Genomic DNA, 17,097 nt, shown 5'->3' on the forward strand with positions numbered 1-17,097 from the left:
TGCTTAATAAACACACAAGCAGAAACAACAGGAATGGATACAATGATCCTACTGATGCTATTTTATTCTCTCCCATCCAGACTTTAACTGTCGGCTCCAGAATCACACTGGATCTGCTGACCTTTGCATTACAATGGCAACACAAAGCGCTCGCGGGCTTTACCTAAATTTTAGGTATCTACCGCCGGTGGGGACTTACACCCCGCCCTGAGATTAACGGTGAAACTATACGCTTTAAAATTATAAGAGGCAATCATCAATCGGTGACAATCTTTGTTTCATCACATTATCATTTTATGACATACGGTTATTTAACGATTTATAATAAAAAAGTAACAATAATCTTGATATCTGGTTTAATTCCCTCTGCCCTCATATTACACTTAGCCTCAGCTTTCTATTTTATTTGTGAGGACTCCCCATGTTGGACCCGAAAAAACTTGAACAAGTCGCGCGCCAAATCCAAAACGTTCTGCCACAAGGCATTAAAGATTTTGGTGATGATATTGATAAAAAAATCCGCACTGTTCTGCAATCTCAATTAAACAAATTGGATTTAGTCAATCGCGAAGAGTTTGATGTACAAACTCAAGTCTTATTACGTACTCGTGAAAAACTTAATCGTTTAGAACAACGTTTAAATGAGCTAGAAGCGGGTCTGCTTGCAAAACCTCAAGCTGAAGTTGCTCAAATTGAAGACGTTGAAATTGTGGTAGAGGCGCAAGCTGACAATAAAGCTTAATTCGTTCACTTTATTGCTGATTTTGATTTAGTAATAAAGCAAAACCCTGTATCTCACAAAGACGCAGGGTTATTTTTTATACACAACAAGTCAATTGATCACTATTTTAACTCTGGCCAATAGTCTTTATTAACTTCAATTAAATCATCTAAAATTGCTTTTGCGACAGTCGCACTTGGCACCGTTTTGGACATTGTAATAGCCTGCCACAGTTTCAAATATGATTTTTCAATCCATGCTTCTACCACTAATTTTTCAACTGCAACTTGCTGACTCATCATCCCTTTTTGGAATAATGGAATTTTGCCCATCACTAACGGCTCTGGCCCGTGACTTCCGACAATGCAAGGGATCTCAACCATTGCATCAGGATCAAAATTAATAATTGATCCATTATTAGGAACGATCAGTAACATTCTTTCTTGAGTATTAAATGCGATCGCCGTTGCGAGATCGACAATATAAGAGGCATGTTCATCTATCTCAAGATGACCCGCTGATGATTTACCCGCTGCCGTAATGGCACGACAAGCACTGAAAACATTCTTTTCTCTGTGCTCCATCACTTCATTCGCACGCGTATGGTTAGGATCAGAATGCTCAACAACATAATCAGGGAATAGATAATATTTAAGATAAGTATTTGGCATCGTATCAGGATCTAATGCCCACACATCTTTTGCTTTACCGAATGTATCATTCCAGCTTGCTTCAACAGGCTCCCCTGCCACTTTTGGAATATATCCATGTTCAGCAACATGCTTACGGATAACGGGTAATAAATCATTACCTTGCAAATCTTCAATTTGTGTCCACCAGCCAAAGTGATTTAAACCATAATAACGGACACGCATCTCTTTACGTGACTTTAATCCTGCAATTTGTGCCATGCGTGATTCAATACCAATTGGCATATCGCAGATATTTAAGATTTTTGCATTTGGTTTTAAACGGCGGGTAGCTTCAGCGACAATAGCTGCTGGATTAGAATAATTTAGCATCCATGCATTTGGTGAATGTTTTTCCATATATTCAACCAATTCTAACACGCCGCCAATAGAGCGCATGCCGTAAGCAATACCACCAGGCCCACACGTTTCTTGCCCTAACACACCGTGACGTAAAGGAATTTTTTCATCTTTTTCACGCATTGGGTATTTACCGACACGAATATGTGCCATAACAAAATCAACATCAGTAAAAGCTGTTTTAGGATCAGTGGTATAGCAAAATTCAATATCAGGTGCTTTTTCAGTAAGAATAATTTCACACGCTTTAGCAATAGTTTCTTGCCGCTCGGCATCATTGTCATAAAATTTGATGGCTCTTAATGGAAAACGCTTTAAATTTTCCAATAGCATCAAAATAATACCGGGTGTAAATGTACTACCGCCACCTGCAATTACGACTGAGAACTTCTTCATTATATAGCCTCCGACAAGGTGATTTTTTGTGTATCTTCTTTCATTAATTGTTCAATTTGGTCTCTCACTTGAGAAACGTGTAGCCCGATAATAATTTGTAATGCATGACCTTTGCGCACCACACCATGTACACCGAGCCCTTTAAAATAGGCATCTGTTTCAACTAGTTCGCTATCTATCACTTCAATACGTAAACGTGTTGCACAGTTATTTAAAGATTTGATATTTGCACTTCCACCTAAGCCATCGAGAATGCCTTTAGGTAGTGCCAATTTTCGGTCTTCTTTTGCCGATTTGGAATTATCTGAAGCCTGTGACTTTTTATTTTTATAATCTTGTTTGCTATAGAGTTTGATCTCTTCGTCGTCTTCTTCACGACCAGGTGTTTTTAAATTAAGTTTGATAATTAACGTTCTAAACACCACAAACCAAATCATTGTAAAAGTAAGGCCGATGACTATCTGTGTAATAATCATTCCGTAATGGTTATGAAACATTGGGATCCAATTCATAGGAAGGAAATTATCGATGATCCCACCGCCCATATTCCCAACAACCCCAAAGTGATAGAGGGTTGTGGCTAGTGTGGCAGCTAATACGGCATGAATGGCAAATAAGAGAGGTGAGATAAATAAGAACGTGAATTCTAATGGTTCTGTTATTCCCACAAATACAGCGGTCAATGCAGAAGGTATAAGTAAGCCAGCAATTTTAGCTCTATTTTTAGGTGCAGCCGTAAAATAAAGAGCAAGCGCTATACCAATAGAACCAAAAACTTTGCTATTGCCATGTAGCGCAAAACCACCTTCAGGAAATAACTCTTTTAAAGATTGGGTACTTTGACTGAAATATTGCATATTTTGAGCCCAATCAACTTGAATACCATGTTCAGTAACTGCTGGGCCGAAAATAAAAGGTCCGTAAATAAAGTGATGTAAACCAGTAGGAATTAAAATACGCTCAAGAAAGGTATATATCCAAACACCCAAAGAGCCTGATTCAACCATAAATACTTGCAAAGATTGAATACCAATTTGCACTTTAGGCCAGAAAAATAACGTTATCCACGCTAACGGTAACATCATAAAAAAACTAATTAATACGACATAAGATGTTCCTTGAAATATCCCCAAAAATACCGGAAGTTGTTTATCGAAATAACGATTATGAATACCCGTGACAATACCAGCGATAATAATTGCACCAATAATACTGGTATCTAATGTTTTAATACCAGCAATCATTGTAAGACCACTATTTCCACCGACTTCATTTGTAAAGTCCACGCCAAAATAACTGCCCCAAACAATTCCCATTGCATTAATAAAATAATTCCAAGTGAGAAAACTCACCATAACGGCAAGGCAAGCTCTTGCTTGTGCAGTTTTAGCTAAACCTATTGGTAAACCAATTGCAAAAATAAGAGGCATATTACGAAAAACAGTCCACCCTCCTTCTTCAATAATATGAACAAGTTGAGCGAATAAACTATCGGGTCTTAATAAATCTTCACTAATAAATAATGGATTCTGTAATAGAATTGCAATGCCTACAACAATACCTGCAAAAGGAAATAGCAGGACAGGGGTAAACATGGCTCCACCAAATCTTTGTATTTGACTGAGCATAAAAATATCCTCTTATTTACTGCTACTGAAATGACACGCTTTTTAATTTATTTTTATTCTGTGAAATTAGATTAGATTCTTTTCTCTTTATTCTCTCATCTCAAATGAACTATTCGTGATCTGATTCATACTAATCTTTCACACTAAGTGATCTACTTTTTAGTTAAAAGACAGATCATTTTTTATTTTTTGATAACGTTCACATTTTAAAGGTATAAATGATTATGCTATATATCAAAAGATTAGATTCATATAAATTAAATAGAATAAGCTAATTTTTATAATAAAAAGAGGTATAAAAATGATCTATAAAGACATTGCAAAAAGCCTAAGAATTCAAATAAATTCTGCTGGATATCAAATTGGCGACCCACTACCCGCAGAAAAAACATTAGCGCAACAATACAACGCATCAAGAATGACAATACGTAAAGCAGTAGATTTATTAGTTATTGCAGGATTATTAGAACGAAAACATGGCTCAGGGACTTATATTAAAGAAAAAGATGTTCATCATGAAAATGCTAGCCTAAAAGGCTTTGTCGAATTAATGGCAAATACAGGGCACAACGTAAGAAGCGAAGTGGTAGAGTTTAGTGTTATTCCCTGCCCTTTATCTATTTCTAGCAAATTACGTATTAATTCAAATGAACGTATATTTTATTCAAGACGAATACGTTTTGTAGACAACAAACCGCTTATTGTTGAAGACAGTTATATGCCCGTAAAATATTTTAGTAATTTAACATTAACGCACTTAGAAGGATCTAAATTTGATTTTATTGAAAATGTTTGCCAAATAAAAATAGCGGGAAGTTACGAAACATTCCACCCTATCATGCCAGATAACAATATTTGTCAATTATTAAAAATAGAGAATAACATTCCCATATTAAGGCTCAGCACATTATCATACAGTATTCATGGTGATTATATTAATTACTCAATAATGTATAGAAACACCCAAGATTATATTGTTGAATATCATTTAAAACGAGAACAATAATCATTAATATAAAATAATATTGAAACTTTAATATTAATAATTAGATTTATTGTTATAAGAGCAAAAAAAAGCACTCCGAAGAGCGCCTTTCATTTTTTATAAATGCCATTATTTCTTTTTAATCGCATTAATAATATTTGTTGTAGAAATGCCGTCTTCAAAATTCAGCACTTTTACTTCACCACCTGCTGCCCAAACTTCTTTGCTACCTGCAATATCTTCAGGCTTATAGTCGCCACCTTTAACTAAGATATCCGGTAATACAGAGGCAATTAAGCGCTGTGGTGTATCTTCTTCAAACGCAACAACCCAATCGACGGCACCTAATGCGCCCAACACAGTCATACGCTGTTCTAATGGGTTAACAGGACGACTTTCACCTTTTAAGCGCTTAGTAGACGCATCACTATTTACCGCAACAATAAGGCGATCACCTAATTTACGTGCATTCGCTAAATAGCTAACATGCCCTGCATGAAGAATATCAAAACAACCATTTGTCATCACAATACGCTCACCGCGCTGACGCGCTAATTCGACGGCTTGTTTTAATTGTTCTTCTTCCATCATGCCAAACCCGTTATCAGCTCGACCACGAATAGCATTTTCAAGCTCAATAGGTGATACCGTTGATGTCCCTAATTTACCCACAACAACGCCTGCCGCTGCGTTAGCAAGGAAACAGGCTTCACCTAAAGGTTTGCCAGCAGCTAAAGAGGTTGCTAATACGCCAATTACTGTATCACCTGCCCCTGTTACATCATAAACTTCTTGGGCTTGGGTTGGTAAATGCAATGGAGCTTCATTAGCACGCAGTAAGCTCATTCCTCGCTCTGAGCGAGTGATCAGCAACGCTTCAAGATCTAAATCTCGAACTAATTGAGTCCCTTTTTCCACCAGCTCATCATCAGTTTTACAAACACCAACCACTTGTTCAAATTCAGACATATTTGGCGTTAATAGCGTCGCACCGCGATAGCGTTCAAAATCTGATCCCTTAGGATCGATTAATACAGGTACACCCGCTTTTTTTGCCAGTTGGATCATTTCTTGAACATGAGAAAGTGCCCCTTTGGCATAGTCAGATAAAACCAATGCGCCAATAGAAGGTAATGCTTGCTGAATACGTTCATAAATAGGTTGAGGATCAACATTGCTAAATCCTTCTTCAAAATCAAGACGGATTAATTGCTGATTACGTGAAAGTACACGTAATTTTGTGATCGTTGGGTGTGTCGCAACAGAGACAAAATCACAACGCACATTGACCTGATTTAATGTATTGCTCAATGCTTTTGCGGCTTCATCGATACCTGTTAAACCCACTAAACGCGAATTAGCACCAAGAGACGCAATATTCATCGCAACGTTTGCTGCACCACCTGGTCGCTCTTCTGTGGTATCAACTTTAACCACTGGCACTGGGGCTTCTGGTGAAATTCGACTTGTTGGGCCATACCAATAGCGGTCTAACATGACGTCACCGACAACCAACACATTGGCTTTATTAAAATCCGGTAGCGTTACTTTCATCCCATACTCCACATTTATTTTCAATAATAAGCCGAAATAATACCATAACTTGTTAAGCAAAAAGAGATACACATAAGACTTCATGCCAACAAACCATTACTCTTGTTCACCAAGCCACTTCAATTTGCTTTTTAATACACACTCTCGCTCTGCGATAAAACAATGATTATCCACAATGGCAGGTAATGCTTGTAGCGCCAGATGATGTAATTCATTACGCAATGTGACATAAGCATGTGTTAAAGCGAGAGCTTCATCTTCATCCATCACTTGATGCTTTGCCATTAACTCAAAAATACGCACATTATCAGACCAACGAGTTAAACCTGGGTATTGGTGAGAAAAACGCAATACTAAATATTGCGCAATAAATTCAATATCAGTAATACCGCCAGATGAGGTTTTTAAATCAAACTTATCGGCTTGCGTTGGTGCAAGATGTTGCACCATTTTTTTACGCATATCGCGTACTTCATTTTGTAACACATCAGCATCACGAGAAAGGCATAACGTTTCATGACGAATACGTGAAAACATCTGTTGTAATTTATCATCGCCATAAATCATTCTAGCGCGAATTAAAGCTTGATGCTCCCAAGTCCAAGCTTCATTTTTCTGATATTCATCAAAAGCTTGAATAGTACTAACCAACATACCTGATTCACCCGAAGGACGTAAACGCGCATCGACTTCATACAACACGCCAGAAGATGTTCTGGTACTAAACAAATGGATAATACGCTGTGCTAAACGCAGATAAAACTGGCGAGCATCAATCTGTTTTGCCCCTGTTGTCACAGTGTTTATTGGACAATCTAATAAAAAGACCAAGTCCAAATCAGAGCTATATCCTAACTCCCATCCCCCCAATTTACCGTATCCAATCACCGCAAAACCCAGCCCATCACGATGAGCTAAATGTTCAGGTTCACCATAACGTTTCACCATATATGACCAAGCTTGATGAACAACAGCATGAATAATAGCTTCCGCTAAATACGTTAAGTGATCGCTAACCTTCATTACTGGCAATACACCTGTAATATCTTCAGCGGCGATACGTAGTAATTGGGCTTGCTTAAACTGGCGTAATGCTTCTAATCGTTGCTCTTCATCTTCTTCTGGTACACGTAATAAATATTGGCGTAATTCATCACGATACGCATCTAAAGGCAGGGGTTGATAGAGAGAATTAGGATCAAGTAATTCGTCCAATAGTAAAGGATGAAGCGCTAATTGTTCAGCGATCATCGGTGATGCCGCACAAAGTCGTATAACATGCGTTAAAACTTCATCCGATTCTTGCATCAACTCTAAATACGTTGTACGACTCACAATGCTTAATAGCAAAGGCGTCACGCGTTGTAGTGTCACTAAGGTAAGGGGTTGCTGGCAAATTTTAGCCAATAGTTTTGGCATTAAGGCATCAAGAACATCGCGTCCTCTTGGCCCAATGGTTCGCTTGCCAATATCTTGGCGAAAATTCTGCAACGTCTGATTTATTGCATCAAGCGCTTCACTGGTTAATGTTTCATGAAATAATGATGATGTTTCAGGCAAGCGACCAAGTAACCAAAGACGCTTAAATTCAGAGATATCGTCTTCATCATCGTTTTCGTCTTCTTCACCGATTAATTGCGTGAAAATCACGGAAACAGCCTGCATCTTGTGGTTAATTTCTTGATAAAGCGCTTCCCAATCATCAAATCCCATTGCCAAAGTCAATCTGGCTTTATCTTCTTCACTTTCAGGTAAGGTTTGGGTTTGTTGATCACCAATAGACTGTAAAAGATTTTCTAATCGGCGAAGAAAAAGGTAGCTTTCAGTCAATTGTGCCGTTTCTTCTGCGGTGAGTAATTCAAGTTTCGCAATAACGTTAAGCACCGTTAACAATGAATTGCTTTGAAGCTCAGGCTCTCTACCACCACGAATTAGCTGAAAAACTTGCGTAATAAATTCGATTTCACGAATACCACCAGAGCCTAATTTTATATTATCAATCATGCCACGACGACGAACTTCACGACTTATCATGGATTTCATATTTCTAAGTGATTGAATAACACTAAAATCAATATAACGACGATAAACAAAAGGACGCAACATTTGGCGCAATACTTGGCAATACTCTTTCTTTTCTGCCCCTAAAACGCGTGCTTTGATCATGGCGTAACGTTCCCAATCGCGCCCTTGCTCTTGATAATAATCTTCCAGTGCCGCAAAGCTCATTACCAAAGGCCCACTTTCGCCAAAAGGACGTAACCGCATATCAACGCGGTAGACAAAACCGTCAATAGTATGCTGATCCAGCGCTTTAATCAGCTTTTGACCTAAGCGCGTAAAAAACTGCGCATTATCTAATTCTCGTCGTCCACCTTGTGTAAACCCATTTTCAGGATAGGCGAAAATTAAGTCGATATCAGAAGAAAAGTTAAGTTCAAACCCACCTAGTTTTCCCATTCCTAAAATCAGTAATGGCTGAGGTTTTCCCCCATTATCACAAGGCGTTCCCCATTGTTGGCAACATTGCTGATAAAGCGTATCTCTTGCGCCACAAATTAATGTTTCAGCTAATACGCTCAAATGTTTTAGCACACAAGGAATATCGGCTAATTGAAAAAATTGTAGCCATGCAATGCGCACTAATTGTTGATGACGAAATTGGCGTAAAACTCGCATAACGTCATCTTCATTATCAATATCGGCTAATTTTGCTGTCAATTGAGGCTCATAACTCTGCCATTCCACACTCGTTGGCGGATTTTGTCTGATATCAGTCAACCATTGAGGATTAACGCGCAAATGTTCTGTTACAAAGGGGCTAAAAGCAAAAAACTGTTGTTCTTGTTCACTAAAAGGCGCTAACGCATTCAATTGAGAAGAGAACCCACACTGTGCTTTATTCCACAATTGTTGAAATACACCGATAACAGACATAAATAGACTCTCAAGTTGTCAGGAAATTAAGCAATAGACAGTAACCATGCCATAGAAGATAACTTAAAATTCAACCATAAAACATGATAATAGTCGGTTGCTGTTGTAAATGTTAACGGTGAAATCGCATTGAGTGATTGTTCCATAGATCTAGGCAAATCAGACTGTTTTTTGCACCAATCTGAAAATAATGCCAACATGGCAGGCATGGTAATTGTCGGTGGCGTCGGATTGGCAAAAATCGCTTCTTCTAATGCCTGTATCGCACTTAACCATTTAGTCAATTGCTGAGCCGTTGTATCACTAGGAGAAAGATTCACCACACTCAACGATAATGCAGGTTTATCTTTCGCCAAATAATAGCCTCGAGCCGCCTTACTGCGAGAAGCAAGACGCAATCCGCCCTTTTCACCTAAATAAGTCGCTAATGCGATAACATCTGACACATTGCCTTTTTTGAGTTCTAACTCGAACTCTTCAATGGGCAACTCATATTGATGAGTGCGAATAGCACCTTTATCTAACACCACTTCAATTTGGCTATTTTGAAAATCCACCAGCCAAATTTCACGGTAAAAGTCCGTATTAAACAGCACATCAAGTTGAGACTCTAATTGTGTAAGGTCGGTATTTTCAGGCCAGATTTCTGCTGGGAATCGTGCTAAATCTAATTTAGGTTGTTCTAATTCCACGTTATATTCTGGACGTTGATGCAAACCAGCAACGACTTTACCAGCAGTTTTAATTGTCATTTCATAACGTTCATCAACACCACGAATACGCAGCCCCATATCCCAGCGACGAATTTGATTATCTGCGGTTTCAAAGTAAAGATTAGTCAGCTTTTTGGGTGCAGTATGCTGATGAGGTAGAGTCAGAATGCGCTGAATAATGTGAGGAATAGCGGCAGGTATGGCACTCATTTTGAGTTCAGTTTCTAATTGGCTCATTCTATTTCCCTTAAGTAAATCAATTGATTAGTAAAATATTTGACGCATTTTCATTTTGCAAGTGATAGCCTAATAACAATAATGAATAAAAGGCAGATTATCCCTATATTCTACCAGTTAAGACTGTTCTCATTCTGGTTTACTATTTGCTTACGCAAACTTTACTCTTTAGTATCAGTAAAAATATTCTCTTGTATAGATAAAAAAGTTGAAAACATAATGCGAAAATTACCCTTACTTTTTCTTTCCTTACTTGGCTTAGGCTTTTCTCTGAGCTCACACGCAGAAACTCGTTATGTTTCCGATGAATTATCCACTTATGTGCATAGTGGACCAGGAAATCAGTATCGAATCGTTGGCTCTTTAAATTCTGGCTCAACAGTCACCGTACTTTCTCGTAATGCAGCAACGGGCTACGTACAAATTAAAGACGATAAAGATCGTACTGTTTGGATACCTGAAAGCCAACTGAGTGCTCAGCCAAGCATGCGTACTCGCATTCCTGCGATGGAAAAAGAGATCCAAACACTGCGCGACAAACTGGCGAATATCGACCAAAGTTGGAATCAACGTACAATAGATATGCAAAATAAAGTTTCAAACAGTGATGACATCATCAATGGCTTGAAAAAAGAAAATGAACAAATGAGAACTAAGCTCGCTGTCGCAGAGAAAAAACTCGATTTTGCTAATCAACAATTAGATGACAGACAACGCGATATCATCTTACAGTGGTTTATGTATGGTGGTGGTGTTGCTGGTGCAGGTCTTGTCTTTGGTCTGATCCTTCCACATATTATTCCGCGTCGTCGTAAACGTAATGATCGTTGGATGAACTAATATCCAACCAAAGGAACAGTGATCCCGTGAATATATACCTTGTTGGTGGCGCTGTACGCGACCAACTGTTACAGATGCCAGTAAAAGACAGAGATTGGGTTGTTGTTGGTGCAACACCTCAAATGCTATTACAACAAGGCTATCAACAAGTAGGCAAAGATTTTCCTGTTTTTCTTCATCCAGATACTCATGAAGAATATGCCCTTGCGCGTACAGAACGAAAATCAGGCTCAGGTTACACGGGATTCACTTGCTATGCAGCACCCGATGTCACATTAGAAGACGATCTTGCGCGTCGTGATCTCACCATTAACGCTATCGCTTATTCCGTTGATGGCGGATATGTCGATCCTTACCACGGCATAGATGACATCAATGCGAGACAACTTCGCCATGTTTCTGAGGCATTTTCAGAAGATCCGTTAAGAGTTTTGCGAGTTGCACGTTTTGCGGCACGGTTTGCGCCTTTAGGATTTAATGTTGCACCTGAAACACTGCAATTAATGAAGACGATGGCACAAAGTGGTGAGTTAAATGCACTGACTGCTGAACGTGTTTGGAAAGAGACTGAAAAAGCCCTTGAGAGCCCCGCGCCTCAAGTCTATTTTGAAGTTTTACGTCAATGTGGTGCTTTAAGCGTTCTTTTTCCTGAAATTGATGCTTTGTTTGGTGTACCTGCTCCTGAAAAATGGCACCCAGAAATCGATACTGGCATTCATGCCATGATGGTACTTAATATCGCCAGTCAATTAACAGACGATATTGCGGTACGCTTTAGTGCCTTATGCCATGATTTGGGAAAAGGATTAACACCTCCTGAAAATTGGCCTCATCATCACGGTCATGGCCCTGCGGGTGTGCCTTTAGTTGAAGCCTTGTGTCAACGTTATCGTATTCCTAATCATATCCGTGATCTCGCGCGTTTAACGGCAAGATTTCATGATCATATCCATCGTATTGATAGAATGCGCCCCTCTAAAATAATCCGCTTATTTGATGCTATTGATGCATGGCGAAAACCAGAACGTGTTGAACAACTTGCAATGGTGAGTGAAGCGGATGCGAGAGGACGTAAAGGCTTAGAAAATATTGCTTATCCACAACGTGCGTTTCTTTGCCAAGCTTTCCTTGTTGCAAATAATGTGGATATTAAGCCAATCATTGAAAGTGGATTAAAAGGCAGTGCAATACGAGATGCGCTAACCAAGCAACGAGAAGTCGCGATTATAAAATGGAAATCGCGACTTAATCAGGAACAGCGCTAATTAAGCTTTACGCTCAATAATCACACCTACATTTGTGGCTTGTGCAACAGCTCCTGGTTTCGCTAATTTAATTTTTACTCTTGGTACAGCAAATTGCGTTATCAATAGCTGTGCCACTTCTTCAGCAACACGTTCAACTAATTCAAAACGTCGAGTCTCAACATAGTCAATAATTGCATTGCTCACACTGGCATAATCTAAACAATGAACCACATCATCAGTTTGGGATGCGCGTTTGTTATCCCATTCCATTTCGATATCGAACACTAATTTTTGTTTTATGGTTTTTTCCCAATCATAAACACCGATTGTGGTTATTACTGATAATTGCTCAATAAATACGATATCCATCACGTCATCTCTTATTTTTTCTGCTCATCGGATACCACTTCCGATGAAATATGCGTATTATCCATACATGCTTAACGAACTTACATAAACATTGGAGAATACAAATGAGTGCTAACGCACTTGGAATGATCATCTTCGCCTACTTGTGCGGCTCAATCTCCAGCGCGATATTGATTTGCCGACTGGCAAGACTCCCTGATCCAAGAAAATTTGGCTCTGGCAATCCCGGAGCAACCAACGTCCTACGTATTGGAGGAAAGGCAGCCGCGGCAGCCGTTCTTATTTGTGACGTCCTAAAAGGGATGATCCCTGTTTGGCTCGCCTATTACTTAAATGTGCCTCCTTTTTACCTCGGTATTGTCGCAATAGCAGCTTGTCTAGGTCATATTTATCCTGTTTTTTTCCACTTTAAAGGCGGAAAAGGTGTAGCCACTGCATTTGGTGCTATCGCTGCCATTGGTTGGGATTTAAGTGGGCTTATCGCAGGAACGTGGTTACTCACCGTCTTACTGAGTGGCTATTCATCGCTTGGTGCGATTATCAGCGCACTGCTTGCCCCTTTTTATGTTTGGTGGTTTAAACCAGAATTCACTTATCCCGTTGCTTTATTATCATGTCTGGTACTTTACCGTCATCACGACAATATTCAACGTTTATGGCGTGGTCAAGAGAGCCGTATCTGGCATAAATTAAAGAAAAAGACTGAAAAAACAGAAAAAGAGATCATTCAAGAAGCTAAAGAGCAAGAAAAAGAAGATTAACCTCCTTTGCCCAAATGTCATAATAAAAAAAGCTACCTATTAAATTAATAAGTAGCTTTTTTTCTCTTTAATATAAACTTAATAAATTAATTATCCCTAATTTTAATTGTAATTAAAAGTCATTTAAATAATAGTTAGCAGCATATTGCCTTAAAATAAACATGACAGTTTTATTAAAATAGAATTAACCATAGAGGTTAATTAAATTAGAAAACAAAAATCAACCCCAATTAATATTAACCAATAAAAATTATAACAACAATTAAACAAACAACATTAAAGTTATTATTAAAATCAAATAATCAACATAATCATCGAACTATATTAAATTCATCTTTTCCAATAACAAATTACTTGAACAACCATTAATTTACATCTATTAATTAATACGAGCCCAAAAAACAACAATTATTTAACCATCCATTTTATTGGAGTAAACTATGTTTGTAAAAATAGATAAAAATATAATTAACTCAATAAAAAAAATGAAGTTAAGTACATCAACATTGGTTGATATTCTTGATGGGTTAGGAAAAACAACCGTCCTGAATAGTCAATTAAGAAGTATTAATCTAGAAGATTTTTATTCCGTAGCCCAAGCTTATACAGTTCAATGGAAATTAATAAGGAAACAAAAATCTATTTTAGAAAAACAACCTTCAACTTGGGAGCAAGTAAGCCCTTTTTTAGTTCCTGAATTAACAGATGCCAAAGGATTAATTTATATTGCTGGTGGGTATGAATTAATCACAAAAGCGGCTCTTGCAGGTGGAATGAGCTGTACTTATTTTGAAAAGCTCGGATTTGACGCCATTATTCTAGGTGGAGCTGTACGCGATAAAAATGAACTTATGGATTTAACAATTCCAGTTATTGCCACCAATCTTACTCCCACAGATACACAAGGAGCCTACCTTGTGAGTGAGACTGGAACCCATTGTACTATTGAATACTCAACTATTTATAGTGGCGATCTAGTAATTTCAGATCCTAATGGCACCGTAATTATTCCCTTAAACCTCGTTGATAAAGTACTAGAAGAAGCAAAAAAAATTCATAGCATTGAAAATAGTATGCTAAAGAAAATCAAACAAGGGGAACGCTTACCTGAGCTAATTAACACAACTGGTCGTATATAATTGAGGCTTCATAAAAATGATAAATATTCATACTTTAGGGCCTTCTGGAACAAACTGTGAAAAGGCCGCACATTACTGGTTAAATAAAAATAACCAACAAGGTAATATTATTCTTCATCCTACGTTAGAAACCGCAGTGAAAGAGATGGAGAAAAGTCCAAATAGTGTTTTGTTAGGTTGTATTGTTTATCCCTATTTACATAATATTGTTTTTAGTAATCTTTCATTTATTAAATTAACCGACTGCTTTGTTATGGACACTCATAATATGTTGTTTGCTAGTCGATTTAACAATATTAATGAAATAAAAAAATTAGGTTCTCATCCTGCACCTAAAGATCTCTTTAATAAAATTAAAGAGCTCGACAATATTGAGAAAGAACTTTTCAATTCTAATAGTGAAGCAGCTTTACAATGTAGCTTAGGAAATGTTGACGGTTGTATTACAACATTAAAAGCCGCTAATAAATATCACTTAAATATATTATATGACTTTGGCCCAGTGCCAATGGGATTTTCCATTCATTCAAAATTGAATTAATCATTGATTACATTTCAATTAACTATCTATGAATTATTCATTAATGGGATATTATTTTTAAATAATGAGGAAGAAAATATGAGCTTATATTTGTCTGATGAAATGATTTCTTATGATATGGATTTAAATCGCAATGAAGGTGAAGAAAGTAAAATTCAAGCCAAATTTATTCATGGCACTGATTTTACAATTGCATTTTGGACATTTAAACCTAATGCCATTATTCCAGAACATAAACATGAGCATGAAACAGCCACAACAATATTAAAGGGCTCGCTCAAACTCACTGTTGATGATCGCATCGTTTATTTACATGCTGGTGACTCTTTTATTATTCCCTCTTGGGCTGTTCACCACGCTATCGCACTAGAGCCTTCTGAGGTTATTGATGTGTATACCCCAGTAAGAGAAGACTATGTGGCGAGACAAAATGGCGTTATCAAAACCTATTTAGAGACCTCTCAACCACAAGAATAAGTGTGTAGCGAGGTTTAATCCTCGCTCATCTTCTCTCGTCAGTTATAGGAGTACTCACGATGTTTAGTACTTATGATATTGATGTTTTGACCGGACGTAATGATAAAACACCTCAATTAGCCAATCACATACTATCAAGCAATGTGGTTTCATTATCATGGCGACCTTCATCGTGGAAGGCATTACCGTCCAAACAATTACCAGAATATCCAGATATTCATGCGCTTACTTATTGCCAAGAAAGATTAAAAGACAGTCCACCATTAATTCTGGCATCAGAAATAAGAGCTTTTAAAAATTTATTAAAACTAGTCGCGAATGGAGAAGCTTTTCTCCTTCAAGGTGGAGATTGCGCAGAATCTTTTGATAATTGCCAATCAACCATTATTCGAGATTTAACTTTTACCTTGGCACAGATGTCTGCATTAATAGAGCAATCAACAGGATTACCCGTGATAAAGCTGGGACGTATCGCAGGACAATATGCCAAGCCTCGCAGCCAACCTTTTGAAACACTAAATGGCTTAACCTTACCCAGCTATCGTGGCGAAATTATTAATGGTCTAGATTTCTCAAGCAAAAGCAGACAGCCCGATCCACTAAGAATGATCACGGCTTATCATCATTCTGCGGTAACATTAAATTTGTTACGAGCAATGAATTATACTCAATATGCAGGACATAAAACCGCACTAGAGATTAAAACCTACCCAGGTTCAACAGAGCCTGCACACTATTCTAATTTGTTGGAGCAGCTCTATCATTCTCAGCAATATATTATCAATAAGCGTCCCGATACTTCCTCATATTATATCAGCCATGAAGCATTACTTTTGCATTATGAAGAAGCAATGAGTCGCCAAGATTCTGAAGATAACAAATGGTATAACTGTTCAGCACATATGGTTTGGGTTGGAGAAAGGACAACCGATATTGACCACGCTCATATTGAATATCTTCGCGGGATAGAAAATCCTATTGGTATAAAATGTAGCTCAAGAATGTCAGGAGAAAAACTCATTCAGCTGATTGATAGGTTAAATCCTGAAAATGAAATAGGTAAAATTATTTTAATTGTACGTATGGGAAAAGATGCCATTCATTCTCATCTACCTGAATTGGTCGAAACTATACAACATCATCAGCGCTCTGTTATCTGGCTTATCGATCCTATGCATGGCAATACACAATCTACCAGTACAGGTATCAAGACTCGACATTTTTCTGATATTGCCTCAGAAACTCGTGCTTTTATTCATATTCTTCATGATATGGGTATTCAGGCAGGAGGAATACATTTAGAAATGACAGGACAAGAAGTCACTGAATGTACAGGTGGGTTACAACAAATTAATCCTACGGACTTAAGTCATGGCTACCAAACGTTATGTGATCCTCGACTTAATCGAACACAATCATTAGAGCTCGCTTTTCTTGTGGGACAACACTGGACGACAATGTCTTATAGCTAGCTTTAAAATAAAGATACAAAAAAGCGCTTTG

The 17,097-nt window shown here is 37.9% G+C and carries 15 protein-coding genes and 1 riboswitch; of the genes, 9 read left to right on the forward strand and 6 right to left on the reverse strand.

Features of this window, described 5'->3' with window-relative positions; all coding sequences use genetic code 11:
- Positions 1–60: 60 nt before the first annotated feature.
- A riboswitch (FMN riboswitch) is annotated at positions 61–219 on the reverse strand.
- 202 nt (positions 220–421) lie between these two features.
- Positions 422–742, forward strand: a complete 321-nt coding sequence (gene ubiK / locus ABN212_RS03070) for a ubiquinone biosynthesis accessory factor UbiK (protein WP_198620759.1) — start codon at positions 422–424, stop codon at positions 740–742.
- A gap of 101 nt (positions 743–843) precedes the next feature.
- Here ubiK and ABN212_RS03075 read toward each other — a convergent pair whose 3' ends face one another.
- Together ABN212_RS03075 and ABN212_RS03080 are read right to left on the reverse strand one after the other, a co-directional pair.
- Positions 844–2,166 carry a 6-phospho-alpha-glucosidase gene (locus ABN212_RS03075; RefSeq protein ID WP_349442856.1) on the reverse strand — a complete coding sequence of 441 codons (1,323 nt, stop codon included), beginning with the start codon at positions 2,164–2,166 and terminating at the stop codon, positions 844–846.
- Positions 2,166–3,794, reverse strand: coding sequence for an alpha-glucoside-specific PTS transporter subunit IIBC (locus tag ABN212_RS03080; RefSeq protein WP_349442857.1), 1,629 nt, complete (start codon positions 3,792–3,794; stop codon positions 2,166–2,168). The genes ABN212_RS03075 and ABN212_RS03080 overlap by 1 nt, the downstream gene beginning before the upstream one ends.
- 301 nt (positions 3,795–4,095) lie before the next feature.
- Between ABN212_RS03080 and ABN212_RS03085 the strand changes: the two genes are divergently transcribed.
- Positions 4,096–4,800, forward strand: a complete 705-nt coding sequence (locus ABN212_RS03085; RefSeq protein ID WP_198632361.1) for a GntR family transcriptional regulator — start codon at positions 4,096–4,098, stop codon at positions 4,798–4,800.
- A gap of 108 nt (positions 4,801–4,908) precedes the next feature.
- Here ABN212_RS03085 and hldE read toward each other — a convergent pair whose 3' ends face one another.
- The 3 genes from hldE to ABN212_RS03100 all read right to left on the reverse strand — a co-directional run bounded on the left by hldE (position 4,909) and on the right by ABN212_RS03100 (position 10,220).
- Entirely contained in the window at positions 4,909–6,333 is a 1,425-nt protein-coding gene (gene hldE / locus ABN212_RS03090; protein WP_109373059.1) for a bifunctional D-glycero-beta-D-manno-heptose-7-phosphate kinase/D-glycero-beta-D-manno-heptose 1-phosphate adenylyltransferase HldE, read from the reverse strand.
- 96 nt (positions 6,334–6,429) lie between these two features.
- On the reverse strand, positions 6,430–9,270 hold the full coding sequence (gene glnE, locus ABN212_RS03095) for a bifunctional [glutamate--ammonia ligase]-adenylyl-L-tyrosine phosphorylase/[glutamate--ammonia-ligase] adenylyltransferase (protein ID WP_349442858.1): 2,841 nt from the start codon (positions 9,268–9,270) through the stop codon (positions 6,430–6,432).
- 26 nt (positions 9,271–9,296) lie between these two features.
- Entirely contained in the window at positions 9,297–10,220 is a 924-nt protein-coding gene (locus tag ABN212_RS03100; protein ID WP_198620755.1) for an inorganic triphosphatase, read from the reverse strand.
- A gap of 219 nt (positions 10,221–10,439) precedes the next feature.
- Here ABN212_RS03100 and ABN212_RS03105 point away from each other — a divergent pair, with 219 nt between their 5' ends.
- Both ABN212_RS03105 and ABN212_RS03110 read left to right on the forward strand, forming a co-directional pair.
- Complete coding sequence (locus ABN212_RS03105; protein ID WP_109373056.1) at positions 10,440–11,060, forward strand: TIGR04211 family SH3 domain-containing protein; 621 nt, start codon at positions 10,440–10,442, stop codon at positions 11,058–11,060.
- A gap of 26 nt (positions 11,061–11,086) precedes the next feature.
- Positions 11,087–12,325: a multifunctional CCA addition/repair protein gene (locus ABN212_RS03110; RefSeq protein ID WP_198620753.1), complete on the forward strand. Its 1,239-nt coding sequence runs from the start codon at positions 11,087–11,089 to the stop codon at positions 12,323–12,325.
- Here ABN212_RS03110 and folB read toward each other — a convergent pair whose 3' ends face one another.
- Positions 12,326–12,676, reverse strand: a complete 351-nt coding sequence (gene folB / locus ABN212_RS03115; protein WP_099074474.1) for a bifunctional dihydroneopterin aldolase/7,8-dihydroneopterin epimerase — start codon at positions 12,674–12,676, stop codon at positions 12,326–12,328.
- 104 nt (positions 12,677–12,780) lie between these two features.
- On the opposite strand from folB, the gene plsY reads away from it, so the two are divergent.
- The 5 genes from plsY to ABN212_RS03140 all read left to right on the forward strand — a co-directional run bounded on the left by plsY (position 12,781) and on the right by ABN212_RS03140 (position 17,066).
- A complete protein-coding gene (gene plsY, locus ABN212_RS03120; protein WP_023582777.1) occupies positions 12,781–13,437 on the forward strand; it encodes a glycerol-3-phosphate 1-O-acyltransferase PlsY in 657 nt (218 codons plus the stop codon).
- 440 nt (positions 13,438–13,877) lie between these two features.
- Positions 13,878–14,576, forward strand: a complete 699-nt coding sequence (locus ABN212_RS03125; protein WP_349442859.1) for an RraA family protein — start codon at positions 13,878–13,880, stop codon at positions 14,574–14,576.
- Between the two features lie 16 nt (positions 14,577–14,592).
- Positions 14,593–15,117, forward strand: coding sequence for a prephenate dehydratase domain-containing protein (locus ABN212_RS03130; protein ID WP_198620751.1), 525 nt, complete (start codon positions 14,593–14,595; stop codon positions 15,115–15,117).
- Positions 15,118–15,195: 78 nt separating this feature from the next.
- Complete coding sequence (locus ABN212_RS03135; protein WP_196532807.1) at positions 15,196–15,594, forward strand: cupin domain-containing protein; 399 nt, start codon at positions 15,196–15,198, stop codon at positions 15,592–15,594.
- Positions 15,595–15,653: 59 nt separating this feature from the next.
- Positions 15,654–17,066 carry a 3-deoxy-7-phosphoheptulonate synthase class II gene (locus tag ABN212_RS03140; protein WP_198620750.1) on the forward strand — a complete coding sequence of 471 codons (1,413 nt, stop codon included), beginning with the start codon at positions 15,654–15,656 and terminating at the stop codon, positions 17,064–17,066.
- The last annotated feature ends 31 nt before the right edge of the window (positions 17,067–17,097 follow it).

Origin of the sequence: Proteus genomosp. 6, assembly GCF_040139785.1 — a bacterium.
GTDB lineage: Bacteria > Pseudomonadota > Gammaproteobacteria > Enterobacterales > Enterobacteriaceae > Proteus.

Coding starts and splice junctions, on each gene's coding strand:
- ABN212_RS03135 (WP_196532807.1), top strand. CDS start 15,196: ATGAGCTTATATTTGTCTGATGAAATGATTTCTTATGATATGGATTTA.
- ABN212_RS03130 (WP_198620751.1), top strand. CDS start 14,593: ATGATAAATATTCATACTTTAGGGCCTTCTGGAACAAACTGTGAAAAG.
- plsY (WP_023582777.1), top strand. CDS start 12,781: ATGAGTGCTAACGCACTTGGAATGATCATCTTCGCCTACTTGTGCGGC.
- ABN212_RS03080 (WP_349442857.1), bottom strand. CDS start 3,794: ATGCTCAGTCAAATACAAAGATTTGGTGGAGCCATGTTTACCCCTGTC.
- ABN212_RS03140 (WP_198620750.1), top strand. CDS start 15,654: ATGTTTAGTACTTATGATATTGATGTTTTGACCGGACGTAATGATAAA.
- ABN212_RS03075 (WP_349442856.1), bottom strand. CDS start 2,166: ATGAAGAAGTTCTCAGTCGTAATTGCAGGTGGCGGTAGTACATTTACA.
- ABN212_RS03085 (WP_198632361.1), top strand. CDS start 4,096: ATGATCTATAAAGACATTGCAAAAAGCCTAAGAATTCAAATAAATTCT.
- ABN212_RS03100 (WP_198620755.1), bottom strand. CDS start 10,220: ATGAGCCAATTAGAAACTGAACTCAAAATGAGTGCCATACCTGCCGCT.
- ubiK (WP_198620759.1), top strand. CDS start 422: ATGTTGGACCCGAAAAAACTTGAACAAGTCGCGCGCCAAATCCAAAAC.
- hldE (WP_109373059.1), bottom strand. CDS start 6,333: ATGAAAGTAACGCTACCGGATTTTAATAAAGCCAATGTGTTGGTTGTC.
- ABN212_RS03105 (WP_109373056.1), top strand. CDS start 10,440: ATGCGAAAATTACCCTTACTTTTTCTTTCCTTACTTGGCTTAGGCTTT.
- glnE (WP_349442858.1), bottom strand. CDS start 9,270: ATGTCTGTTATCGGTGTATTTCAACAATTGTGGAATAAAGCACAGTGT.
- ABN212_RS03125 (WP_349442859.1), top strand. CDS start 13,878: ATGTTTGTAAAAATAGATAAAAATATAATTAACTCAATAAAAAAAATG.
- folB (WP_099074474.1), bottom strand. CDS start 12,676: ATGGATATCGTATTTATTGAGCAATTATCAGTAATAACCACAATCGGT.